The 22368-nt window shown below is 61.5% G+C and carries 22 protein-coding genes; 6 read left to right on the top strand and 16 right to left on the bottom strand.

All coding sequences use genetic code 11. The features are described from left to right. Window positions 1–14 precede the first annotated feature (14 nt). Window positions 15–293: a hypothetical protein gene (locus tag OOZ53_RS09280; RefSeq protein ID WP_271089174.1), complete on the bottom strand. Its 279-nt coding sequence runs from the start codon at window positions 291–293 to the stop codon at window positions 15–17. Between the two features lie 16 nt (window positions 294–309). Here OOZ53_RS09280 and OOZ53_RS09275 point away from each other — a divergent pair, with 16 nt between their 5' ends. Next, the gene (locus OOZ53_RS09275) at window positions 310–1185 is read left to right on the top strand and encodes a LysR substrate-binding domain-containing protein (protein WP_271089172.1); all 876 of its coding nucleotides are present in this window, start codon (window positions 310–312) and stop codon (window positions 1183–1185) included. Between the two features lie 4 nt (window positions 1186–1189). Here the strand turns inward: OOZ53_RS09275 and OOZ53_RS09270 are convergent, their stop codons facing one another. The 5 genes from OOZ53_RS09270 to OOZ53_RS09250 are packed head-to-tail and all read right to left on the bottom strand — an operon-like array spanning window position 1190 to window position 4564. Continuing rightward, entirely contained in the window at window positions 1190–1630 is a 441-nt protein-coding gene (locus tag OOZ53_RS09270) for a hypothetical protein (protein ID WP_271089171.1), read from the bottom strand. Window positions 1631–1666: 36 nt separating this feature from the next. Beyond that, entirely contained in the window at window positions 1667–3136 is a 1470-nt protein-coding gene (locus OOZ53_RS09265; RefSeq protein ID WP_271089169.1) for a carboxypeptidase M32, read from the bottom strand. 49 nt (window positions 3137–3185) lie between these two features. After that, a complete protein-coding gene (locus OOZ53_RS09260) occupies window positions 3186–3626 on the bottom strand; it encodes a hypothetical protein (protein ID WP_271089167.1) in 441 nt (146 codons plus the stop codon). Window positions 3627–3629: 3 nt separating this feature from the next. Continuing rightward, window positions 3630–4166 carry a cytochrome b gene (locus tag OOZ53_RS09255; RefSeq protein WP_271089166.1) on the bottom strand — a complete coding sequence of 179 codons (537 nt, stop codon included), beginning with the start codon at window positions 4164–4166 and terminating at the stop codon, window positions 3630–3632. Between the two features lie 29 nt (window positions 4167–4195). After that, complete coding sequence (locus OOZ53_RS09250) at window positions 4196–4564, bottom strand: antibiotic biosynthesis monooxygenase family protein (protein WP_271089165.1); 369 nt, start codon at window positions 4562–4564, stop codon at window positions 4196–4198. 98 nt (window positions 4565–4662) lie between these two features. Between OOZ53_RS09250 and OOZ53_RS09245 the strand changes: the two genes are divergently transcribed. Beyond that, window positions 4663–5097: a MarR family winged helix-turn-helix transcriptional regulator gene (locus OOZ53_RS09245; protein WP_271089164.1), complete on the top strand. Its 435-nt coding sequence runs from the start codon at window positions 4663–4665 to the stop codon at window positions 5095–5097. Here OOZ53_RS09245 and ccmB read toward each other — a convergent pair whose 3' ends face one another. After that, entirely contained in the window at window positions 5098–5757 is a 660-nt protein-coding gene (gene ccmB / locus OOZ53_RS09240; RefSeq protein ID WP_271089161.1) for a heme exporter protein CcmB, read from the bottom strand. Further along, window positions 5757–6428: a heme ABC exporter ATP-binding protein CcmA gene (ccmA, locus tag OOZ53_RS09235; protein WP_271089160.1), complete on the bottom strand. Its 672-nt coding sequence runs from the start codon at window positions 6426–6428 to the stop codon at window positions 5757–5759. Before ccmA ends, ccmB begins: the two co-directional genes overlap by 1 nt. A 578-nt stretch (window positions 6429–7006) precedes the next feature. Between ccmA and acnA the strand changes: the two genes are divergently transcribed. Beyond that, window positions 7007–9697 carry an aconitate hydratase AcnA gene (gene acnA / locus OOZ53_RS09230; RefSeq protein ID WP_271089159.1) on the top strand — a complete coding sequence of 897 codons (2691 nt, stop codon included), beginning with the start codon at window positions 7007–7009 and terminating at the stop codon, window positions 9695–9697. Between the two features lie 175 nt (window positions 9698–9872). Here acnA and OOZ53_RS09225 read toward each other — a convergent pair whose 3' ends face one another. After that, a complete protein-coding gene (locus OOZ53_RS09225) occupies window positions 9873–10409 on the bottom strand; it encodes a peroxiredoxin-like family protein (RefSeq protein WP_271089157.1) in 537 nt (178 codons plus the stop codon). 94 nt (window positions 10410–10503) lie between these two features. Here OOZ53_RS09225 and OOZ53_RS09220 point away from each other — a divergent pair, with 94 nt between their 5' ends. After that, window positions 10504–11271 carry an AraC family transcriptional regulator gene (locus OOZ53_RS09220; RefSeq protein ID WP_271089156.1) on the top strand — a complete coding sequence of 256 codons (768 nt, stop codon included), beginning with the start codon at window positions 10504–10506 and terminating at the stop codon, window positions 11269–11271. 5 nt (window positions 11272–11276) lie between these two features. Here OOZ53_RS09220 and OOZ53_RS09215 read toward each other — a convergent pair whose 3' ends face one another. Then, the gene (locus tag OOZ53_RS09215; protein ID WP_271089155.1) at window positions 11277–14351 is read right to left on the bottom strand and encodes an efflux RND transporter permease subunit; all 3075 of its coding nucleotides are present in this window, start codon (window positions 14349–14351) and stop codon (window positions 11277–11279) included. A 10-nt stretch (window positions 14352–14361) separates the two neighbouring features. Next, the gene (locus OOZ53_RS09210; protein WP_271089154.1) at window positions 14362–15477 is read right to left on the bottom strand and encodes an efflux RND transporter periplasmic adaptor subunit; all 1116 of its coding nucleotides are present in this window, start codon (window positions 15475–15477) and stop codon (window positions 14362–14364) included. 248 nt (window positions 15478–15725) lie between these two features. On the opposite strand from OOZ53_RS09210, the gene OOZ53_RS09205 reads away from it, so the two are divergent. Continuing rightward, a complete protein-coding gene (locus OOZ53_RS09205; RefSeq protein WP_271089153.1) occupies window positions 15726–16487 on the top strand; it encodes a DUF1223 domain-containing protein in 762 nt (253 codons plus the stop codon). A 110-nt stretch (window positions 16488–16597) separates the two neighbouring features. Beyond that, window positions 16598–16981 carry a DUF2794 domain-containing protein gene (locus OOZ53_RS09200; RefSeq protein WP_271089152.1) on the top strand — a complete coding sequence of 128 codons (384 nt, stop codon included), beginning with the start codon at window positions 16598–16600 and terminating at the stop codon, window positions 16979–16981. 14 nt (window positions 16982–16995) lie between these two features. Here OOZ53_RS09200 and OOZ53_RS09195 read toward each other — a convergent pair whose 3' ends face one another. From OOZ53_RS09195 to OOZ53_RS09175, 5 genes are all read right to left on the bottom strand, one after another. Next, a complete protein-coding gene (locus OOZ53_RS09195; protein ID WP_271089151.1) occupies window positions 16996–17478 on the bottom strand; it encodes a GNAT family N-acetyltransferase in 483 nt (160 codons plus the stop codon). A gap of 15 nt (window positions 17479–17493) precedes the next feature. Further along, on the bottom strand, window positions 17494–18048 hold the full coding sequence (locus tag OOZ53_RS09190; protein WP_271089150.1) for a GNAT family N-acetyltransferase: 555 nt from the start codon (window positions 18046–18048) through the stop codon (window positions 17494–17496). Between the two features lie 85 nt (window positions 18049–18133). Then, window positions 18134–18868, bottom strand: a complete 735-nt coding sequence (locus OOZ53_RS09185; protein WP_271089149.1) for a Bax inhibitor-1/YccA family protein — start codon at window positions 18866–18868, stop codon at window positions 18134–18136. A 177-nt stretch (window positions 18869–19045) separates the two neighbouring features. Then, a complete protein-coding gene (locus OOZ53_RS09180) occupies window positions 19046–21619 on the bottom strand; it encodes an ABC transporter permease (protein WP_271089148.1) in 2574 nt (857 codons plus the stop codon). Further along, entirely contained in the window at window positions 21616–22323 is a 708-nt protein-coding gene (locus OOZ53_RS09175; RefSeq protein WP_271089147.1) for an ABC transporter ATP-binding protein, read from the bottom strand. Before OOZ53_RS09175 ends, OOZ53_RS09180 begins: the two co-directional genes overlap by 4 nt. Window positions 22324–22368 lie beyond the last annotated feature (45 nt).

Here is a 22368-nt window from a genome sequence, read left to right as displayed (position 1 = left end):
AACTCAGAATTGCTCTAGCACCCCTTGGCCGGCGGGCTGCCCAGGACATTGCGGGCCTCGAAGGGAAGATCGCCCAGCTGCGCCTGCGACATGGACCGCAATTGCGGATGCGACAACGGATCGCGCAGCCAGCGCAATTGCTTTTCAATGTCCGGGTCACCGTGACCGCAGGACGATGACCTGCGGCGGACGTTGTCGCTGCCAGGACGCAGGAATATGGAAATCAGAGTATTTAGCATGGCTACACAATAGCACTGCGTAAAAGCTAAAATAATCGACTTCTTCTCAATCATGATATAGATATTCTATATGCAGAACCTGAACCGAATACACCTGTCCGGATTGCGCGCCGTGGAAGCGGTCGGACGGCTTGGAACGCTTGCCGCCGCTGCCGAGGAGCTGGGAGTGACCGTCGGCGCCGTCAGTCAGCAGGTGCAAAAGACCGAGCGCCAGCTTGGCCGCACGCTCTTTGAGCGCAGACCGCGCGGATTGCACAAGACGCCGCTTGGAGAAGAGATCACGCGACGCCTCGGCGTTGCGATGGCCGAACTTTCCGCGACCGTGGCGCTGGCCGATGCCGACCGGCAGGGAACGCTGACCGTCTCGGTTCCGCCCGTGCTGGCGGAAAAATGGCTGGTCAAGCGGTTAAGCGGTTTCCACCGGGCGTTTCCCGATATCACGGTGCGCCTCGACGCCTCGCTGGCTTTCGTCGATCCGGGCAAGTCCGATGTCGACATCTGCATCCGTTTCGGGCGCGGCGGCTGGCCCGGCGTGCGCGCCGAGAAGCTCCTGGACCAGAAAGTCTTTCCGCTGTGCTGCCCGGCGATCGCCGAAAACCTCGCGCGGCCGGCGGATATCGCCGGATATCCCGTCATTCGCGATCCGGACGCGATGTTCGAATGGGATTTGTGGCTGACGCCGAACGGCCTGACGCCGAATATCCTCAGCGAGGGTCCGGACCTTTCCAACGCATCGCTTTGTGTCGACGGTGCGATCGCGGGGCTCGGCATATTCCTCGGCTGGGAGCCGATGGCGACAGATGCGATCAATGCGGGCCAGCTCGTCGCGCCCTTTCCCGACCGTTATCCGACGGGCCTGTCCTACTGGCTCATCGAGGCGGAGGGCGGAACCAGCAGCGCCGGCGCGCGCGCCTTCAAGCGCTGGCTGAAATCCGAATTGTCGTGAAACGTCAGTTTTTCTCTTCGGCCTGCTTCTCAAGCACGCCGCAGGCGGCGACCATGTGATCGCCCGAAGCGACCTGGACACAATATTCCATGGTGCTCGGCGTCAGGATCGTCGCGCTCTTGTAGCCGTCATCATCGGCCATCAGCAGCGTCTTGCCATCCTCGCGCACAACGCCAACGACATATTCCCGCTCCTCGTGATTGCCCATGACGCCGTGAAACGACCGGTCGTCTTGCCCGATGATCGTCATGGTGATCTCGAGCTGCGGATCAAGCGCATTGTAATAGGTCGGCGTCGGATCGTCCGGCAGCACGCGCGCGCCATTGGACAGCGTTCCCTTCCACACGCCGACCAGTTCGGGGCGGTACTGGGCGCTCGCGGTCGCCATGGCGCCGGTAAGCACCAGCGCGGCGGCGATAAAAACAACGGATGATCTCAGTGTCATATTTCTGCTCCTGCCGTCACCGGAAAGGCGCCACAGTCAAAGATCGTAAAGCGCGCCAAATTTGGCCTCCAGATAGTCGAGAAGCGGTTGTGCCGACGGTGCTTCGCCGGTCGCCTCCTCGATCAGTTGCGGCGCCGGCAATAAACGGCCGCGCTTGTGGATCTTTTCGCGCATCCAGTCGAGGATCGGCTGCGTTTCGGCGGCCCCGACCATGGTGTCGCGTCCGGGCATGTCTCGGCGCATGGCCTTGTCGAGACAGGCAGCGTAGATATTGCCGAGACTGTAGGTCGGAAAATAACCGAACAGGCCGATCGACCAGTGCACGTCCTGCAGCACGCCGAGGCTCGGATCCGGAACCACCTCGCCGAAATCGCGGGCGAAGCGGCTGTTCCACGCTTCCTCCAGATCCCCGGCTTCGAGCGTACCGGCGATCAGTTCACGTTCCAGCTCGAAACGCAGGAGAATGTGCAGATTGTAATGCACCTCGTCCGCCTCCGTGCGGATGAAGCCGGAATGCACGGTGTTTACGGCCGCATAAAGTTCGTCCGGACCAGGCGCCGAAAGATCGCCAAACACCTCCCGCATGGCCGGATAAAGCCAGTCCATGAATGGGCGGGAGCGGCCGATCTGGTTCTCCCAGAAGCGCGACTGGCTTTCATGCACGCCCATCGAGCAATAATCGGCGGCCGGCATATAGGGATCGGGCGCACCCTGCGCATAGAGCGCATGACCGACCTCGTGAATGGTCGAATAAAGGCAGTTGAGCGGATCGGCCTCGTCCGTCCGCGTCGTGATGCGCACATCGCCGCCATTGCCGGAACAGAACGGATGCACCACCGTGTCGATCCGCCCCGCATCGAAATCGTAACCGATGCGCGCCGCAACCTTTCTGGCAAGGGCCAGTTGCGCATCTGCGGCGAAATGACCGCTCAATGGCTGCGGAGCCGATTTGCCGGCAATTTTCTCGCGCAGGGCCACGAGACCCGGCCGCAGGCTTTCCAGCAGCGGCAGCAATTCAGCCGATTTCGCGCCCGGCTCGAATTCGTCGAGCAGGCAGTCATAGAGGTCCTCGCCAGGTCCGGCGAGGCAGGCCGCCGCCTCGCGCCGCAAGGCGATGTTGCGCTTCAGGGCCGGCGCGAATTTCGAGAAATCCTTTTCCGCCCGGGCCTGCGCCCAGATGCGCTGACCCTCGGAAGCGGCCTTGGCGCTTTCCTCGGCAAGGCGCGGCGGGATCCTGGTTGCCCGGTCGTAGTTGCGCTGCGCCTCTTCGACATTGCGAAGATCGAACGCCGACAGGGACGATTTGTCGATCTGATCGATCCATTCGGGCACCCGCGGATCGGCATTGAAGCCATGGATGACCGAAGCGAGCACACCGGTCTGCTCTGCCCGCTGGCCAGCGCCCGCTTCCGGCATGACCGCCTCCTGATCCCAGGCAATCAGCCCGGCGACCTGGCTGAGCGCGGCGGTTTTCTTCAGGTGATCGAGAAGCTGGGGAAGCGGCATTTTCTGACCTTGTTGTTCGAGGGGAACGTAACGGCCAGATAGGTTGAAATCATGTCAAAAGCAACCGCCGGGTCATGCGCAATCCGTCGCGGATGTTGAGTCCCATCATCGCGATGTTCGCAGCGCCGGCGACCAGTTCCAGCGTCTGCATTGCGTAGAACCAGCCATCGAAAAGGCCGGCCTCAGCCCTTCCCGCCAGGAAGAACGCCGACGGCACCAGGATGAGAAGACCATTGGCGGCAATGACCGGCATGCGGGTTCTCTTGGCTTTCGTAAGCCGATCGCGTCGTTTGCGCCCGAGCGACATGCCGGTGGCGCCGGCGATGGCCATGGCGGGCACAAGCACGATCATGCCGTACAATATCCAGGATTTGACGGCGGCCACGGCAGCCGGACTTGCGAATAATTCGACACTGACGGTCGATATCCAGAATGACAGTATGGTGAGAAAGCCGACAACGCCGGCAATGACGTGAATACGGGTTTTCATGGATCACCTCGCACCGAACCACATGCGTCGCATGAGGCCGTCACGTTTGAAGATATGGTGGTAGAGCGCCGCGCCCGTGTGAAGGACGAACAGCGCGATCATCAGCCGCGCACCGAAACCATGCGCCCGACGCGGCGGGTAGCGGTCGAAATCCGGCAATACGCCGGCAGCACCTTCGAAGATCAAAGGCGCGGCGCCTGAAAGGACCAGCATGCCGATGCCGCTTGCCGCCATGCCAAGAATGACGACGTAGAAAAGGAAATGCACAGCGCCGGAAAGCCGGTTCTGCCAGGGCCGTGCCGCGACAGGTGCCGGCTTGCGGTCCGCGAACCGCCACCAGGCAAGGCGCGCGAGTGTCAGAAGCAGGATTGTAAGCCCAAGGACGATGTGAATCCGCAGCACGGTGATCCTGGCGGCGGCATCCGCTGCTTGATCGGCGCGCAATCCGGTGCCCAGGAGTATGATGATGAGCAGAGCGCTCACCCAGTGAATGGATACGGCAACGGTGCCGTATCTTTGCGGGTTGCTTTTCAGCGACATGGCATTGCTCCGGTTTTGTGCCGCTGAATTCAGGCGGTGCAGTGATTGGCCACGGCCAGCTTCCGGAACAGGTGCGGCCGAGCAACGGCGCTTGCCGGGTAGGTGCTGATGCGGCGCTGAAATTCGGGATGCATGAAGGCGTTGCGGAAGCTCTCAACATCCTGCCAGACCGCGTAGTTCACGAAACTGGAACTTCCGCCGATGCCCCGGTGCAGTTGCGTCGAGATGTATCCGGGCTGCTGTTTCATGAAATCGGCGTCATGGCTCCACGCGGCAAGCAACGCCTCTTCGTCATCGGCATCAACGGTGAAATGATTGATCAATACGATCGGCCCTTCATTCGCCTCCATCTGCTTGGCCAGGCCGACCAGCGGATCAAGTTCAGCGAATTTGGTCATGACAGTGTCCTTTCGAGTGGTGCTTGATGGCGTGATTTTCATTTATATAGCTAGCTATATAATATTGCATAGCATGCTATTCAAGTGGAAAATGCGGCATGGAGTTCGAGAAGGAAAAATCGGCGGGCTATCTGGCCAATCATATGGCGCGTCTCTTCGCACAGGGCCTGCACGAGCGCATCGCCCCGCTCGGAATCGTGCCCGGACAGTTTCCGGCCTTGCTGGCACTATGGGAGAAAGACGGCATCACCCAGAAGGAGCTGATCGCCCGGGTCGACATCGAACAGGCGACGATGGCCAATACACTGACCCGCATGGAACGCGACGGCCTGATCCGCCGCACCAGGCACCCGTCGGACGCCCGTGCCCAGCAGATCTGGCTGACAGCCAAGGCAAAGCAGATCCGCGACAAGGCCTATGACGCCGCCAATACGGTGAACGCGCGGGCGCTGGCGGATTTGAGCGCGCACGAACGCGCCTTTTTCATCGACTGTATGAGCCGGGTGATAGCAGCGCTTCAGGATCCGGAATGATCAGTCCGACGACGCCCGCAAGGCAGCTGCGGCCGCGACAGGCCCAAGAACGGAAAAGAACAGGGTAATCGCGCAAAGGATCAAAAATGGCGGCAGGAAGGGCGCCGGGTCCTGAATGGCGCCGTTGACGGCGCTGACGCCGAAAATCAGAACGGGTATCGCAAGCGGCAGCACCAGCACCGAGACCAGCACGCCGCCGCGCGGCAGCGCCACCGAGACGCCGGCGCCCACGGCGCCGATAAAGGTGATGGCCGGAGTTCCGGCAAGCAGTGTCGCGGCAACGGCGAGCATGGCAGGGCCGCTGATATTCATGAAAAGACCGAGCACCGGCGAAGCCACGATCAAAGGCAGGCCCGTCGCCGTCCAGTGCGCCAGGCATTTGACGAGCACGGTCAGGAACATCGGCGTTTCCTGCATCAGCATGATGTCGAGCGAGCCGTCTTCCCGGTCGAGCTGGAACAGCCGGTCGAGCCCGAGCAGCGCCGCCAGCAGCGCACCGATCCAAAGAATCGCCGGTCCGATTCGCGCCAGCAGATTGAGATCCGGACCGACGCCGAACGGGATGACGGCAACCACCGCCAAAAAAAACAGAACCCCGATCAGCGCGCCGCCGCCGGCGCGGACCGAAAGCCGCAGATCGCGCATGAAGAGCGCCCACATCAGACGGACGCCTCAACCGCGAACGGGTCGCCGGCATCGAGCGATGCTTCGGCATCCGGCTGGAGCACGAGGCTGCGGACATTTTTCAGGCGGAGCGCATGGTGGGTCGCGACGACCGCCAGCCCGCCCTTGCCGAGGTGATCGGCGACAAGGCCCGCGAACATTTCCTGCGAACGCACATCCAGCGCCGATGTCGGCTCATCGAGGATCCAAAGCGGCCTGTGCGAGACAAGCAGCCGCGCCATGGCGATGCGCCTTTGCTGCCCGGCCGAAAGATAGCCGAAGGGAAGATAGTCGATACCGTCCAGCCCCACAGCCTTGATCGCCTCCAGCACCGACGCCCGCCGTTTCCTATGCCCGTCTTCGCCGGAAGCCATGAAATCGCGCCAGAATTCGAGGTTCTCACGCACGGTCAGCTCGCGCTTCATGCCGTTGCGATGGCCGAGATAGTGGGCGCCTTCGGCGACCGTCTCGTAATCCGCACCTTCAAGGCACACGGAACCTTCCGCGTCCGGAAGCAGGCCGGCCAGTACCCGCAGCAAGGTCGACTTTCCGACGCCGTTCGGCCCCGAGACCACCAGCGCTTCGCCTGCGCCTAGGGAAAAACTGATGCCGGAAAAGAAAATCTGGCCGCTACGCGCGACACAAAGATTGTCGGCGACAAGCCGCATTAACTAGCTCACTTCCTGCCGGCAAATATGCGTCACGGAAAAATCTCCAGATTCGACTTAATACGGTCAGAGCAAGTCTTGGCTAGATTGGATCATTTGACCGCGGCGATTTTGGCCTCTGGCTAGGCGGGTTGCGCGCCGTGGTGCCACCCCACCACAAGCGCGAGCCAACGACGCCAGGGGCCAAAATAGCCCGGCCGACCCGATATTGGTTTTCAATATACCCCGCCCTTTCCAAGGTGGTAAAAAATCGGCCCGTCGGACGTTGTTGCGCCGCTTGCCCGATGCTCTGCATCGCGCCGCGCGACGCGCCTAGCCGAGCGAACCGATTTTCCACCATCAAATGTTCCAATCTAGCCAAGATTTGCTCTAGAACCGTTCTATAAAATTATCTATAAGGCCTGCAACCACGCCAGCGGTCGGCGTGAACACCATATTTGCGCCGAACATGGTTGAGGGTCAATCCAGCCACGGACGGACAGCGGAAATGGCCGCACCCGCAGGCTTCTACGTGCATCATGCACGCTTAAGGCGTTCGTTCGGTAGTTTCGGTGAGCCAACGAAGATGAGAGCCGCCTGTGACGAAATCACTCGACAGCTTCAATTGCCGCAGCACGCTTAAAGTGGGCGATGCGGAATACACCTATTTCAGCCTCGCGGAAGCGGAAAAGAACGGCCTTGACGGCATTTCCGCACTGCCCTTTTCCATGAAGGTGCTTCTGGAAAACCTGCTGCGCAATGAGGACGGCCGGTCCGTCACCAAGGAAGACATCCAGAATGTCGCCGCATGGCTCAACGACAAGGGCTCCGCCGGCAAGGAAATCGCCTACCGCCCGGCGCGGGTGCTGATGCAGGATTTCACCGGTGTGCCTGCGGTCGTCGACCTCGCCGCCATGCGCGATGCCATGAAGAGCCTCGGCGGCGATCCCGAAAAGATCAATCCGCTGGTTCCGGTGGATCTTGTCATCGACCACTCGGTGATCGTCGACGAGTTCGGAACGCCCACCGCCTTCGCCCGCAATGTCGAGCTTGAATACAAGCGCAACGGCGAACGTTACCGCTTCCTCAAATGGGGCCAGCAGGCATTCCAGAACTTCCGCGTCGTGCCGCCCGGCACCGGCATCTGCCACCAGGTGAACCTGGAATATCTAGGCCAGACCGTCTGGACCAAGGAAGAAGGCGGCGAGACGGTCGCCTATCCCGACACCTGTGTCGGCACCGATTCGCACACCACCATGATCAACGGCCTCGGCGTGCTTGGCTGGGGCGTCGGCGGCATCGAGGCAGAGGCCGCCATGCTCGGCCAGCCGATCTCCATGCTGCTGCCGGAAGTCATCGGCTTCCGCCTGACCGGCAAGCCGAAGGAAGGCATCACCGCCACCGACATCGTGCTCACCGTGGTGCAGATGCTGCGTCAGAAGGGCGTCGTCGGCAAATTCGTCGAGTTTTTCGGCCCCGGCCTTGAGAACATGACGCTCGCCGATCGCGCGACCATCGCCAATATGGGTCCCGAATACGGCGCCACCTGCGGCTTCTTCCCGGTCGACAGCGAGACGATCAACTACCTGACGATGACCGGCCGCGCCGTCGACCGGCTGGCGCTGGTCGAGGAATATTCCAAGGCGCAAGGCATGTGGCGCGAAGAAGGCTCGGCCGATCCGGTCTTCACCGACACGCTGGAACTCGACCTTGGCGACGTTGTTCCCTCAATGGCAGGACCGAAGCGTCCGGAGGGCCGCATCCCGCTGGAAGGCATCGCCTCCGGTTTCGCAAAATCGCTTGCCGAGGAGTACAAGAAGACCGTCGATGCCGACAAGCGCTACGCGGTCGAGGGCGAGGATTACGATCTCGGCCATGGCGACGTCGCCATCGCCGCCATCACCTCCTGCACCAACACGTCGAACCCCTCCGTGCTGATCGGCGCCGGCCTGCTCGCCCGCAATGCGGTCGCGAAGGGCCTGAAGACCAAGCCCTGGGTCAAGACATCGCTGGCGCCCGGTTCCCAGGTGGTCGCCGAATATCTCGAAAAGTCCGGCCTGCAGACCGAGCTCGACAAGCTGGGCTTCAACCTCGTCGGCTTCGGCTGCACCACCTGCATCGGCAATTCCGGTCCGTTGCCCGCCCCCATCTCCAAGACCATCAACGACAAGGGTCTGATTGCCGCCGGCGTTCTGTCCGGCAACCGCAATTTCGAGGGCCGTGTCTCGCCGGATGTGCAGGCGAACTACCTCGCCTCGCCGCCGCTGGTCGTCGCCTATGCGCTGGCCGGTTCGGTGACCAGGGATCTGACAACGGAGCCGCTCGGCGAGGATCAGGACGGCAACCCGGTCTTCCTGAAGGACATCTGGCCATCCTCGCAGGAGATCCAGCAATTCATTGCCGAGAACGTCACACGCGAATTGTTCGAAACCAAATATGCGGATGTCTTCAAGGGCGATGAGAACTGGCAGAATGTCGTTGCGCCGTCTGGCCAGACCTATGCCTGGGACAATGAATCGACCTATGTCCAGAACCCGCCCTATTTCGTCGGCATGGGCAAGCAGCCCGGCGGCATCAAGGACATCGAGGGCGCCCGCGTGCTTGGTCTTTTCGGTGACAAGATCACCACCGACCACATCTCGCCGGCCGGCTCCATCAAGGCACAGTCCCCGGCTGGCGCATACCTCATGGATCACCACGTCGCCGTTGCCGACTTCAACCAGTACGGCACGCGTCGCGGCAACCACGAGGTGATGATGCGCGGCACCTTCGGCAATATCCGCATCCGCAACCACATGCTCGGGCCGAACGGCAAGGAGGGCGGCTACACGATCCACTATCCTTCCAAGGAAGAGATGTCGATCTACGACGCCGCCATGCTCTACAAGCAGGAAGGCGTGCCGCTGGTCATCTTCGCCGGCGTCGAATACGGCAACGGCTCGTCCCGCGACTGGGCCGCCAAGGGCACCAACCTGCTTGGCGTGCGCGCGGTGATCGCCCAGTCCTTCGAGCGCATCCACCGCTCCAACCTCGTCGGCATGGGCGTCATCCCCTTCGTCCTAGAAGAGGGCACGAGCTGGGAGAGCCTGAACCTGAAGGGCGACGAGACCGTCTCGATCGAGGGTCTTGAGACCATCAAGCCCCGCGAAACGAAGGTCGCGAAGGTCACCTATGGCGACGGCACGGTCAAGGACGTGCCGATCATCTGCCGCATCGATACGCTCGACGAGGTCGATTACGTCAACAATGGCGGCATCCTGCAGACGGTGCTGCGCGATCTCGCCGCCTAAGCGGGATCAAAACGCAAAAGAAAGGCCGCCGGATGGGGGATCATCCGGCGGCCCTCTTTTTCCCATGGAAGACAACCCGAAACCGGATTGCCAACGATCAGGAGGGGGAAACGGGTGGCCCGGCCAATCCTAACGGTACTCGCGCCTCTGAGACCGCTTGGACCGACAGAGGTGGTTACACCCCACCGGCATATTCGCCGCGGGCCGGATAGTTTTTCTCGATCGCGAAATCCAGTGCGCCGACCAGTTCGGAAAAATGCGGGCGCACGAAGGGCATTGTCTGGACCGAGCCGTAATAAAGCGTCTGCTCGGGCGTGACCATGAACAGGCCGGGTTCTGAGAACAGGGCCGGCTCCTCAATGCCGATCGAGGTCTTGCCACGCGATGTCGAAATATAGAGACCCCATTCGCGCGCCTTGGAAAGGCTGAGGTCGTAGCCGAAACGCAGATGTTCGGCGTCAATCTTCTCGGCCATCGCCTGGGTGCGCTCCTGGCCGTCGGAGCTGATCGCGATGGTCGTCACGCCGCGCTCGGCAAAGGCCGGCGTCAGCTTTTCAAGCTCTTTCAGGTAGTTCGCGCAGATCGGGCAGTGAAGCCCGCGATAGAAGCAGATGACGACCCCGCGCTCGGACTTTTCCTGCGACAGGTCGAATGTCTCGCCGGACAGGGTCGGCAGCGACAGGTCCGGGGTTTTCTGGCGTGGCATCAACATGGCGTTCTCATTTCCTTGTTCGCTTGATCTTGTGCTAGCAGAAGCTATGATCTAAAAAATCTCAAAAATATGATTGAAACACCCAAATTGACCGATGAGCAGATTTGACCGCCTGTCCGCCCTGATGCGGCATTTCCAGATGACCGTCGAGATGGTGGAGCCCGGCGAGGGCAATCTGATCGTCTTCGGCATCCCGGGCAGCAACGATCCCTGCGGGGTCGAGTTCTGGCCGCGCCACCGGCGCTCGGAAAGCGCCATTGCCAGAAAAAAGCGTCTGGTGGAGGCAAGGGCCGAGTGGGATGGCGGCAGCAATCCCCTGGTCGCCGCGCTGCCCGAATGCGTGGTGATGGAAACACAGGGCGATGACGGCACGGAACGTCTGCTGCAGATGCTGATCGCAGAGGCCGCCGACGACCGCTGCGGTTCGGCTTCAGCGCTCAACCGGCTTTGCGAGGTCCTGCTGATCCGGCTGCTGCGCCGCCAGATCGAGCAGGGCGCAACGACGCCCGGCCTGCTCTCGGGCCTCGCCGACGCGCGGCTGAGCCGGGCGCTGGTCGCCCTGCATGACGATCCGGGAAGGAACTGGCGCAATGTCGATCTCGCCGACATGGCCGGAATGTCGCTGAGCCGCTTCTCCGAAGAGTTTTCATCCCGGGTCGGCGAAACGCCGCAGGCCTATCTGCGGCGCTGGCGCATGATCCTGGCGCGTCAGGCAATCGCGTCAGGCGAGCGCATCCAGTCGGTCGCGCGACGGCTGGGCTATGGCAGTTCCGAAGCGCTCAGCCGCGCCTTCCACAAGCACTATGGGCAGGCGCCGCTTTCGATCCGCAAGGAAAGCCGCCGCCCCGTTGCCGCCGAATAATCCGATCAGGCCGAATCAGGCACGGGTTCCGGCGTCTTGCTGCGTCGCCACAATCCGCCGAACAGCATGTAATAGGCGCCGGGAACGAAGAACAGGCTGAGCACTGATGCTATGGCCAGGCCGCCGATCATCAGCGTCGCCATCGGCTCGAACAGCGCCCCGCCGTTCAGCGCCATCGGCATCAGGCCGAAAATCGTCGTCAGCGACGTCAAAAGGATCGGCGTTACCCGTTTCTTGGCCGCTTCGATGATCGCTTCCTTGAGTGCCGCGGTCTCGCGCTCGATATCGATCTGGTCAATGAGCACGATCGCATTGTTGATGATAATGCCGGCCAGCGAAATCAGGCCCAGAATGGCGAAGAAGGAAAGCGGGCGCCCGGTCATCAGCAACGCCAGCGGCGCGCCGATGATGATCAGCGGCACGGTCATGAAGGTGAGCAGCACGCGCCGGATGGAGTTGAACTGGAACATCAGCGCCACCAGCATCACCATAAGCGCCAGCGGCATTCCGGCACTGAGCTTCTCGTTGACCTCGGCGCTGTTTTCCGTCTCGCCTGCGATCTCAAGCTTGTAGCCGCCGTCGAGGTTGAGCTGGTTAAGTGTCGGCCGGATCATGGCCAGCACCCGGTCCGCCGCCAGTGTCTCGCTCTTGCCGGAGATCTTGATCAGCCGCACCTGGTTCTCGCGCCGCATCTGCGAGAATTCCAGCTGCGGATCGAAGGTCGCCACCTGGTCGAGCGAAATGAGCTGGCCCTCGGCCGGAATGGCGAGACCCGCCAGTTCCTCCAGGCTGCTCCGGAACCGCTCCTCGGCGCGCACGGCAATGGGGATCGACTGATCGCCCTCCCGATAGGTCGAAACATTGGTGCCGGAATAGAACGTGTCCATCAGGTCGGAGATTTCCTGCGAGGACACGCCTAGCTCGCGCGCCTTGCTCTGATCGACGTCGATCACGATCTTCAGCGTCTTGTTGCCCCAGTCATTCTCGTTCTGCGAAATGCCGGGAACCGCGTCGAAGGCGACCTCGACCTCGTCAGCGAGCATCAGCAGCCGTTCCGCGCCCGGCCCCGATATCTTCACCTCGACAATGCCGGATTCGCCGCCGCCCATGGAGAGCCGCTTGACCTTGAAACGCCCGGACGGGTGATTTTCGACGAGATACCGCCAGGCCCTGTCCGCAGCTTTCACGGCACCTTCGAAATCTTGCGTGTTGACCAGGATGAACGCTGCCGACGGATCGGTATCGGCCGGGTTCAGCGCCAGATAGAAGCGCGGACCGCCGTCGCCGACGAACACCGTCGTATTGACCACCTCCGGATTGGCGTCCTTGTCGCGAAGCCACTCTTCGACCGCCAGCGCTTCGGCCCGCGTCGCCGAGATCGCCGTGCCCTTCGGCATGTTGAGATAGATCATGTATTCGGCGCGTTCAGAGAGTGGGAACATCTCGCTCTTGACGCTGGAGAAAAGGCTGACGGAGCCGACCACGGCCGCATAGCAGCCGATAATGATAAACGGCCCGAATACGAGCGTTTTTTCGATCAGCACCCCATAAGAGCGAACGACGATATTGGGCTGCACGTCCGTGTCGCCCGCGGCCTTGCGGCGCGCGAACCAGACACACAGCGTCGGCAGGATATAGAGAGCCGTGAACCAGGACCCGGCGAGCATGATGCCGACAACCGCGCCCAGCGAGAAGGCGAACTCGCCCTCGGTGCCTTCCAGGGTCAGCATCGGGATGAAGGCCGAAACCGTGGTGATCGAGGCGACCGCCAGCGGAATGAAGAATTGCCGTCCGGCCCCAAGCGCCGCGACCTCAGGCGATGCGCCGCGCTTGATGCGCCCCTCGATATCCTCGACGACGACCAGTCCGTTATCGACCAGAAGACCCAGCGAGATGATCACCGCCGCGATGGAAATCTGCTGCAGATCGATCGCCATCAGGTTCATGCCGATCAACGCGAAGGTCACGGTGAACGGAACGATACAGGCGATGATCAGCGCGCCGCGGAACCCGAGGAACACCATCATCACAACGAGGACCACGGCAAAGGTCTGCGCCACATTCATCAGTGCGCTGTTGATCGATGTTGTGACGTTGGTTTCCTGGAAGGTGGAGAAATTGTAGGTAATGCCGATCGGCTGTGTCAGCTCATACTGGCCGACAGCCTCCTTCAGGTCGGCGCCGATCTTCTGGATATCCTCGGTTTCGGTCATTTCGACGCTGACGATGACTGCCTGCTGGCCGTTGAAATAGACCGGCTTGTCGACCGGGTCCTGGTAGCCGCGCCGCACATTCATCAGGTCTTTCAGGCGAATGAAACCGGAAAGCCCCTGAACCTTGGTCAGCACATCCTCGATCTCCTCGACCGAGCGCAGGTCGCCATTTGCCTCGAGGATGAGATTGACCCCGTCGGCATCGATCTCGCCGGCCGGCAGAATGACGTTCTGTGCCTGCAGGTCGCTGATCACCTGGTTGAGCTGGACGCCGACCGCCGCGAGCTTCCGGCTGTCGATCTCCAGCCAGATGCGTTCCTCCTGCACGCCGTAGAGCGAGACTTTCGATATGCCGTCGATTTCGTAGAGATATTCGCGCAGATCATCGGCCGAATCGCGCAGCTCCGCATTGCTGAAGCCCTCGCCCGTCACCGCGATCGTGGCGATGGCCACGTCGCCATAGTCGGTGTTGACGAACGGGCCCTCCGTGCCGCTCGGCAGGCTCGGCTTGAGGTCGTCCATCTTGTTGCGGATATCCTCGAAGACCGTATTGAGTTCTTCCTTCGGGACATGGTCGTAGATCGACACCGACACCAGCGTGCTGCCCGTCGAGATCAGCACGTTGATGTCCTCGACCTCGCCGATCTCCCGCGCCTTGCGCTCAATCGGCTTGACGATCAGGTTCTCCATCCGGTCCGGGGACATGCCGGGAAACTGCGCGCTGATCTGCGCGCTGCGTATGGTGATCGCCGGATTCTCGCGTTTCGGCATGGTGCCGTAGGCCAGCAGCCCCTGCAGAATGAGCGCGATCATCACCAGCAGCGTCAGGCGCGACTTGGAGATGCCGAAGCGGGTCAGGAAATCCATGGTCCTTCCCCTATTCTTCGTCGGCCAGCGGCTTGACCTCCATGCCGTCCCTCAGGAACGACACGCCGGCGCAGGCGACGCGTTCGCCCGGTTGCAGGCCGTCGACGACGATGAGCTGGTTATCGCGCAGTCCGCCGACAAGGACCTCCCGCAGCTTCACGGTGCCACTTGCCTCGTCATAGACGAAGAGTTCCAGTCCGCCCGGCTCCTGCGGATCGTCCGGCACCTCGAAATTGCCCTGCAGCGGCATGACCGTCAGCGGCAATGTGTAGCCGGCGCCGCGCGGCACCGCGAATTCAAGCGTGATCTCGACCGCCATCCCGGCTTTCAGCAGCGCATTCGTTTCATCGAGCGTCACGACGACCGGAAAAGCCGAAACGCTGTCCGCGCGGGAGCCCAGTTCGCTGACATGGCCACGCAACACGATCGAGGGATCGTCGGCAAGGCGGATGACGGCCTGCTTGCCGACGGCAATCTGGTTGACGATATCGAAGCTGACGGTAAAGGAGGACTCGAACCGGTCGTCCGCATAGATGGTCGCGACCGGCGAACCGGCGGTCACATTGGTGAAGGATTCCACGTCCACAGAGCTGACGATGCCGTCGAACGGCGCCTTCAGGACGGATTTGCCAAGGTTTTCCTCGGCCGTCTCCAGCTGTTTGCGGGCCTGCACGACCTGTGCCTGGCTGGTTTCCATATTGGTTTGCGACTGATCCGCCTCGGCCTTGGTGATGACGCCCCGCTCGACAAGTTGCGACTTGCGCTTGAAATCCTCCTCGGCGTTGCGGGCGGTCGATTCGGCCTGCTGAAGCGCCGCCTTCGCATTGTCGACCTGCAGCTCGAGGGACGTCGGATCGATCTCCGCGATGACGTCGCCGGCACTGACGCTCTGGCCGACATTGAGATCGACCTGCATAAGCCGACCGGTCACTTCGAAGGACAGGGTCGTCGTCGAGGACGGCTGCAGGACACTCGGATAATGGCGCACCGTGGTTTCTTCGACGTCCTCGACAAGGCAGGTCTTCAGGCCCCTGACCACCGGCTCGATCGCGCCGGTCCGGCTGTCGTCCTCTCCGCAACCCGCCAGCGCAACGAGAAGCAGACCAGGCATCAGAAACTTGCGCATGAAATATCCCCCAGGAAGCCCGCAGCTCTTTTCTCGCATTTGACCATATCGGCCCCGCAGGTCAATGTTGGCGACGATGCCGGCCGGCGCGCGGCCCGACACGACAGTTTCACCGGAACGTGACTTTATCTTGAACATCCGCGCAGGTACAAGATGACAGGGGATACAGGTGCATCGTGCAACATTGGAATCGGCGCCGCGTAATGCGCCGGCAAGTGGAATGTTGCTTACGGCAAGCGGGCAATGACATGGCAAACACCCTGATGAAAATCGCCAAGCTGGCAATTGCGATCGGAGCGCTGACGGCGCTGCCCGGCACGGCGCTGCAGGCGTCGGACAAGGCGCCAGTCGGTGTCGTGGAGCTGTTTACCAGCCAGGGATGCTCATCCTGCCCGCCGGCGGATGCCGTCCTCGGCGAACTTGTCGCACAGGGCAATGTGGTCGCGCTCAGCTACCATGTGGACTATTGGAACTATCTTGGCTGGGAAGACACGCTCAGCTCCGAGCAGAGCACGGAGCGGCAATATGACTATGCCCGCACGCTCGGCCGCAAGAGCGTCTACACGCCGCAGGCCGTGATCAATGGCCGCGACCATCTCAACGGCGCCGACAAGCGCGGGATCAACCGCAAGGTCAATGCGTTCGCGGATGGCGGCCGTGGCCTGAGCGTTCCGATCGAGGCAAGCCTCGAAGGCGACAAGATGAAGATCAATATTGGCGCCGGCGAAGGCAAGGCCAACGTGATCCTCGTTTATTTCGACCGCGAGAATACCATCGACGTCAAACGCGGCGAAAACCGCGGCAGGAACCTGACCTACTGGAATTCCGTCCGCGATATCCAGACCGTCGCCATGTGGGAAGGCAAGGCGGTGGAACTCGACCTTCCGGTCTCGGTTATCAGCGGCGACGGTTATGACGGCTGCGCCATATTGCTGCAGACCATGAAGTCCAAGGGCGTGCCGGGCGCCATCATCGGCGCCGGCGTGATCATGGACGGCGGCAACTCCTGATCTCGCAGCCCGGTTGCGCGCGCCCGGGCTTGCAATTCCCTCCGCATTTGGCAAACTGACACCGTTCTGTCACAGAACGATCGCGTCCATGCGGAAACAAAGGATCAAATATGGATGGAAATCCGGGAGAGCCAGAGAGTGTGTCAGCGTCTGTTCTGGTCGATCTGAAAGAGTTCCGAAGAAACAAAGAACAGCTTCCCATAACATTTCATCGTCGCGAGCTCGACGCCATACTGCGCCTATATTCGTGCATGGTGGCGGAAGGGGAATGGCGTGACTATGCCCTCGATCACCTGAAGGACAAGGCTGTCTTTTCAGTGTTTCGCCGCACCAGCGAGGTTCCGATGTTCCGCATCGAAAAGAACCCGAAACTGGCGCGCAAGCAGGGCGCCTTTTCGGTGATCGCCGCCAGCGGCCTCATCGTCAAGCGCGGTCACGATCTGGCGCAGGTGTTGAAGGTGTTCGACAAGTCGCCGAAGCTGGTGCGCGGTTAAAGGCTCACAACAGCCTAATCGTCCTTCTTCGGAATTCTGCGTATCTGGAAGCCGGTCTTGCTCTGTTCGAAACCGGCCCTAGCATAGAATTTCAATGTTCCCGGATCACGCGAGCCGGTCAACAGCATCGCCTTGTAGCATCCAAATTCCCACGCGCGCGAAACAGCTTCTTCCAATATGAGACGCCCGAAACCGCACTGCCGGTGGCGGTTTCGCGTCACGACATTTTCAATGAGCGCATAAGGCGCTCCGCCGCGTGTGAGATTCGGAACCACGACAAGCGTGCACGTCGAAACCATCTCATTGCCGGACAATCCAATCAGAACCGCACTGCCCGGATAATTCGAAAGCTGTTCCAATATGGCTCCAGCCTTACCGGGCGAAAGCGGCCGGTCGCCCGGGTTGAGTTCTCCATAGAGCTCCAGCAATTCGCCGATATCAGCCTTCTCCGCCGGTCTGATATGAAGCCGTCCGTCCAATAATTTCGATATGCCCATCACGCTTACGGGCTCCTATCCCGAAAACAGCGTACCCGGATAGGATGAAAGGTCCGGATCCGTCTCCCGCCCCTCGCCCAGCGCCAATTGCATGATTGTCGTATCGAGCCAGCCGCCATGCTTGAAACCCACGGCCTGCAGCGTTCCGACCTGCTCGAAGCCGAGGGCTCTGTGCAGCGCCACGGAGGCGGGATGATTGCCGCCGATAATGCTGATCATCTGGCGAAAGCCCAGCGCCGTGCAGCGTCCGATCAGCTCGGCAAGCAGGGCCCGGCCGATGCCACGCCCGCGCGCCGATTCCGGCAGGTAAATGGAATCCTCCACAGTCCACCGATAGGCCGGGCGTGTCCTGTAAGCACCTGCATAGGCGTAGCCGAGCAGTTCGCCGTCGTCCTCCGCAACGATATAGGGATAGCCCTGGTCCTTCAGCGCCTGGAAACGCCGCGTCATCTCGGCCAAATCGGGCGGCGTCAGTTCGAAGGATGCAACACCGTTTTCCACCGACTCGCGGTAGATGCCGGTGATGGCTTCGAGATCGGAGGAGACAGCATCGCGCAGCGCATAGGTCATGAAAACCCTATGGAGCGCCCGCACATCAAATTCAACAAAAAAGGCGGCCCGAAAGCCGCCTTCTCGATCTGCAGTGGAACCGGTTCTATTCTCGGTTGCCCAGGAACTGAAGCAGGAACAGGAACAGGTTGATGAAGTCCAGATACAGCCTCAGCGCGCCCATGATGGCCTTGCGGCCGGCAACGGTCGCGCCGTCGCCTTCATAGTACATTTCCTTGATCTGCTGCGTGTCGTAGGCCGTGAGACCGGCAAACACCAGAACACCGATCGCGGAAATCGCGAACTGCAGCGCCGACGACGCAAGGAAGATGTTGACGACCATGGCGATGATGATGCCGATCAGGCCCATGAACAGGAACGAGCCCATGCCTGAAAGATCGCGTTTGGTCGTATAGCCCCAGAGCGACAGCGCGCCGAAGGACGCCGCCGTGATGAAGAATGTCTGAACGATGCTCTGGCCGGTAAAGACCAGGAAGATCGAAGACAGCGAAATTCCCATCAGCGCCGAATAGATCCAGAATGTGGTCTGCGCGGCGCTCACGCTCATCTTGTTGATGCGGAAGCTGAGGAAAAACACCAGCGCCAGCGGCGCAAGCATGATGACCCATCGCAGCGGGCTGGCATACAGCATCTGGGCAAATGCCTGGTTGCTGGCGGCCATGACATATGTGCCGTAAGCAGCCACACCGGTAATTGCCAGGCCCAGCGCCATCAGGTTGTAAACCCGCAGCATGTAGGACCGAAGACCCTCATCAATCGCAGCACCGGCTTGCGTGCCCACATGCTGGCCGCGTGCCTGGTAATCACGAAGATCTGCCATATTTACCTCTCAAATAGCCTCGTTTCGTGCGAAAACGTGCCCGATTTTATGCAAAACGGGCACAGTTGACCTGAATATGATGAATCAAATGGGCCACGACAAGACCCACAGGTACGAATTTCTGGCCGTTTCGTCGTAAAAACAACGTTGCGTTAACGCATGCGCATCGGCGTTTGCCTAAAGGTTTCGCAGAATCGGCGCCGCTTTCTGCCCCAGAACCCGCCATGTACCGGCAAGACCGATGCCGACCGTGAAGATCAGAGCCGCGACGACGGTGATGACGGCAATGTCCGGCAGGAAATGCGACGGCAGCGTCATGATGCGCGAAACCACGAACCAGGCCGCGACACCGCCTGCGAACAGCGCGAAAATCGCGGTGGCAAAGCCAAGGATCAGATACTCGTAGGAAAAGGCGCGTATCAGGGTCCGGCGTGTCGCGCCGAGGGTCTTGAGCACAACGGCGTCATGCGCGCGGGCACGGTTTCCGGCGGCGAGCGCACCGGCAAGCACGAGAACCGAGGCCACCAGCGCCACAGCAGCCGCCGCGCGTATGGCTGTCGCAAGCTGGCCGACAATGCGGTTGACCAGATCGATGGCATCCTTGACGCGCACGCTTGTCACCGTCGGAAACGCGTTGGTCACCGCGCGCAGCACCTCGCCCTCCGCTGCCGGATCGGCATCGGGATCGGCCAGCGTCGAAAGCCAGGCATGCGGCGCGCCGGCGAATGTATTGGGCGAGAACACCATGACGAAATTGATCGACAGCGATTCCCACTCCACCTCGCGGAAGCTTGCGATACGGGCGGTCACGTCGCGGCCGAGCACATTGACGGTCACGAGATCGCCGAGTTTCAGGCCCAGTTCCCTGGCCTCTTCGTCGGAGAACGAAACCAGCGGCTCGCCCGTATAGTCGCTGGGCCACCACTCACCCTCGGTCAGGATCGAGTTTTCAGGCTGGTTCTTCGTGTAGGTAACGCCGCGGTCGCCGCGCAGCACCCACTGGCCCGACGGCGGCACCTCGATCTCGCGAACGTCGACGCCGTTGAACTCGGTGATCCGGCCGCGCAGCATGGGCACGCTGACGATCTTGCCATCAGGCGATTTCTCTCGGATCAGGTCGGTAAACGCATCGATTTCACTGCTTTGCACATCGACGAAGAAGAAATTCGGCGCCCGTTCCGGCAGGCTGCCGCTGATTTCACGCCGCAAATTGCCGTCAATCAACGCCAGCGTCACCAGCAACGCGAGGCCGAGACCCAGCGAGAGCACCACTGACGGGGTCAACGATCCCGGACGGTGAATATTGCCGATGGCCAGTCTGAGCGGCGTCGAATTCACCGCCGGCGCGCGTCGCGCAAGATATTCGATGAGCGTGGAAACAAGGCGCAGGATAACGAATGCGAAGGCGATGGATCCGATGAAAACCGAGGCGATGAATCGGTCGTAGGAGGTGAAGATAGCCATCGCGGCAAGCACCGCGACCATTACGGCGGCGCCCAGAAGATACCGCGTGCGCGGCAGCGCCATGGCGTCGAACCCCTGCTCACGGAACAGCGCGGTGGCCGGAACGTCGCGCGACCGGCCGAGCGGCAGCAGGGCGAAGGCAAGCGCCGTCAGATATCCGAAGACGGCAGCAAATGCCAGCGCGCCGGGATAAAGCGCCAGTTCGGATGACACCGGCAGCACCTCCGCCAGCGCGATCGATGCCAGGATCGGCATCAGCGCGCCAAGCACCAGGCCGAACGCAATCCCGATGGTGGTGATGATCATGATCTGGATCAGATAGACCGAGAACACGAAACTGCCGGAAGCGCCGAGGCATTTGAATGTCGCGATCACGCCGCGCTTCGAATCGAGATAGGCCCGCACCGCATTGGCAACCCCCACCCCGCCGACAATCAGCGCGGTCAGGCCCACAAGCGTCAGGAACTGTGAAAACCGCACGATATTGGCGCTTAGCGCCGGCGCCGCATTGCTGCGGCTGCGGACCGACCAGCCGGCCGCCGGAAATTCGCTCTCCGCCGCCGTGCGCAACTGCCGGATGGCCGCATCGCTCGTTCCGGGTGGCAGCTTCAATTTGTACGCATATTCGACAAGACTGCCCACCTGGATCAGGCCGGCGGCGGCCAGACCGTCGCTCGAAAACATCAGACGCGGGGCAAATCCGAAACCGTCGGAAAGCGCATCCGGCTCGCTGTCGATCACGGCGCGGATCTCAAATTCCGCATTGCCGAGCAAGACGCGATCACCGATTTCAACCCCGAGCCTGTCAAGGAGCAAGGGGGCGACCGCGACGCCGTAAACATCATCCTCGGCGCTGAACAGCGCATCGAAACCGAGAGACGGCGACGTCTCCAGCGACCCGTAAAGCGGATATCGCGCATCCACCGCCTTGGCCTCGACCAGCGTCTGGTCCGACCCGTCCGGCAGGCGCGCCATCGACCTGAGGCCGACCGTCTGGGTCATTTCGCCCCGGTCGTCGAGAAACGAAAGCTCCTCCTCGCCGGCGGCCCGGTTCTGCAATTCAAAGCGGATATCGGCGCCGAGGATCACCTGGCCTTCTTCGGTGATCGCCGTGGTGATCGATCGGGAAACGGAATTGACGCCTGCAATCGCCGCCGTTCCAAGCGCGATACAGGCAAGAAAAATGTAGAACCCGGAAAGACCGCCGCGCATCTCCCGAAGCGCAAGCCGCCAGGCAAGTTTCAGATTCACGCCGTTCGAATGAGCGTTGGTTGCGGCGCCGGTCACGCGACTGCCGCCGCTTTGTCGTCGGCATTTTCCTCGTCGAGGATTTCGCCGGAGCGCACCCGCACCTGGCGTTCGCAGCGCGCCGCCAGCTTGTGGTCATGGGTGACCAGAAGCAGCGTCATGCCACGCTCCGCCTGCTGTGCAAAGAGCAGATCGGCAATCTGCCGGCCGGTTTCCGTATCGAGATTGCCCGTCGGCTCGTCGGCGATCAGCATCGCCGGATGCGGCGCCAGCGCACGGGCGATCGCCACGCGCTGCTGCTCGCCGCCGGACAGCTCTCCGGGATAGTGGGTAAGACGCTCGGCAAGGCCGACGGCCGCCAGTTCTTCCCGCGCCACGGCAAAGGCGTCGGAACGGCCGGCCAGCTCCAGCGGCACGGCAACGTTCTCCAGCGCCGTCATGTTGGGAATCAGGTGGAAAGACTGAAAGACGATACCGACATTGCGGCCGCGAAAATCCGCGACCTGATCCTCGCTCATCGCGTGGATGGGATTGCCGTCAATATTGATTTCGCCCGAATCGACCCGCTCGAGACCGGCGAGAACCATGAGCAAGGTCGACTTGCCGGACCCCGAGGGCCCAACGATGCCGACCGACTCGCCGCGCTGGACCGTCAGGTCCATTCCCTTGAGCACGTGGACGGACGATGCGCCGTCGCCGAGCGTAAGATCGGCTTTCTTTAGTTCGATGATGGGTTTTGTCAAAGCATCCGCTCGCTATATTTATATAAAGAAGCCGGTCCGCCCCGG

It is taken from the genome of Allohoeflea poritis, assembly GCF_027889715.1.
Taxonomy (GTDB): Bacteria; Pseudomonadota; Alphaproteobacteria; order Rhizobiales; family Rhizobiaceae; genus Hoeflea_A; species Hoeflea_A poritis.
The sequence above is the reverse complement of the archived record's forward strand: the minus strand, read 5'-3'. Positions and strand labels throughout refer to the sequence as shown.

Excerpts from the sequence above, each read along its gene's own strand:
- OOZ53_RS09280 (WP_271089174.1), bottom strand. The coding sequence starts at position 293 with ATGATTGAGAAGAAGTCGATTATTTTAGCTTTTACGCAGTGCTATTGT.
- OOZ53_RS09275 (WP_271089172.1), top strand. The coding sequence starts at position 310 with ATGCAGAACCTGAACCGAATACACCTGTCCGGATTGCGCGCCGTGGAA.
- OOZ53_RS09270 (WP_271089171.1), bottom strand. The coding sequence starts at position 1,630 with ATGACACTGAGATCATCCGTTGTTTTTATCGCCGCCGCGCTGGTGCTT.
- OOZ53_RS09265 (WP_271089169.1), bottom strand. The coding sequence starts at position 3,136 with ATGCCGCTTCCCCAGCTTCTCGATCACCTGAAGAAAACCGCCGCGCTC.
- OOZ53_RS09260 (WP_271089167.1), bottom strand. The coding sequence starts at position 3,626 with ATGAAAACCCGTATTCACGTCATTGCCGGCGTTGTCGGCTTTCTCACC.
- OOZ53_RS09255 (WP_271089166.1), bottom strand. The coding sequence starts at position 4,166 with ATGTCGCTGAAAAGCAACCCGCAAAGATACGGCACCGTTGCCGTATCC.
- OOZ53_RS09250 (WP_271089165.1), bottom strand. The coding sequence starts at position 4,564 with ATGACCAAATTCGCTGAACTTGATCCGCTGGTCGGCCTGGCCAAGCAG.
- OOZ53_RS09245 (WP_271089164.1), top strand. The coding sequence starts at position 4,663 with ATGGAGTTCGAGAAGGAAAAATCGGCGGGCTATCTGGCCAATCATATG.
- ccmB (WP_271089161.1), bottom strand. The coding sequence starts at position 5,757 with ATGTGGGCGCTCTTCATGCGCGATCTGCGGCTTTCGGTCCGCGCCGGC.
- ccmA (WP_271089160.1), bottom strand. The coding sequence starts at position 6,428 with ATGCGGCTTGTCGCCGACAATCTTTGTGTCGCGCGTAGCGGCCAGATT.
- OOZ53_RS09225 (WP_271089157.1), bottom strand. The coding sequence starts at position 10,409 with ATGTTGATGCCACGCCAGAAAACCCCGGACCTGTCGCTGCCGACCCTG.
- OOZ53_RS09220 (WP_271089156.1), top strand. The coding sequence starts at position 10,504 with ATGAGCAGATTTGACCGCCTGTCCGCCCTGATGCGGCATTTCCAGATG.
- OOZ53_RS09215 (WP_271089155.1), bottom strand. The coding sequence starts at position 14,351 with ATGGATTTCCTGACCCGCTTCGGCATCTCCAAGTCGCGCCTGACGCTG.
- OOZ53_RS09210 (WP_271089154.1), bottom strand. The coding sequence starts at position 15,477 with ATGCGCAAGTTTCTGATGCCTGGTCTGCTTCTCGTTGCGCTGGCGGGT.
- OOZ53_RS09205 (WP_271089153.1), top strand. The coding sequence starts at position 15,726 with ATGGCAAACACCCTGATGAAAATCGCCAAGCTGGCAATTGCGATCGGA.
- OOZ53_RS09200 (WP_271089152.1), top strand. The coding sequence starts at position 16,598 with ATGGATGGAAATCCGGGAGAGCCAGAGAGTGTGTCAGCGTCTGTTCTG.
- OOZ53_RS09195 (WP_271089151.1), bottom strand. The coding sequence starts at position 17,478 with ATGGGCATATCGAAATTATTGGACGGACGGCTTCATATCAGACCGGCG.
- OOZ53_RS09190 (WP_271089150.1), bottom strand. The coding sequence starts at position 18,048 with ATGACCTATGCGCTGCGCGATGCTGTCTCCTCCGATCTCGAAGCCATC.
- OOZ53_RS09185 (WP_271089149.1), bottom strand. The coding sequence starts at position 18,868 with ATGGCAGATCTTCGTGATTACCAGGCACGCGGCCAGCATGTGGGCACG.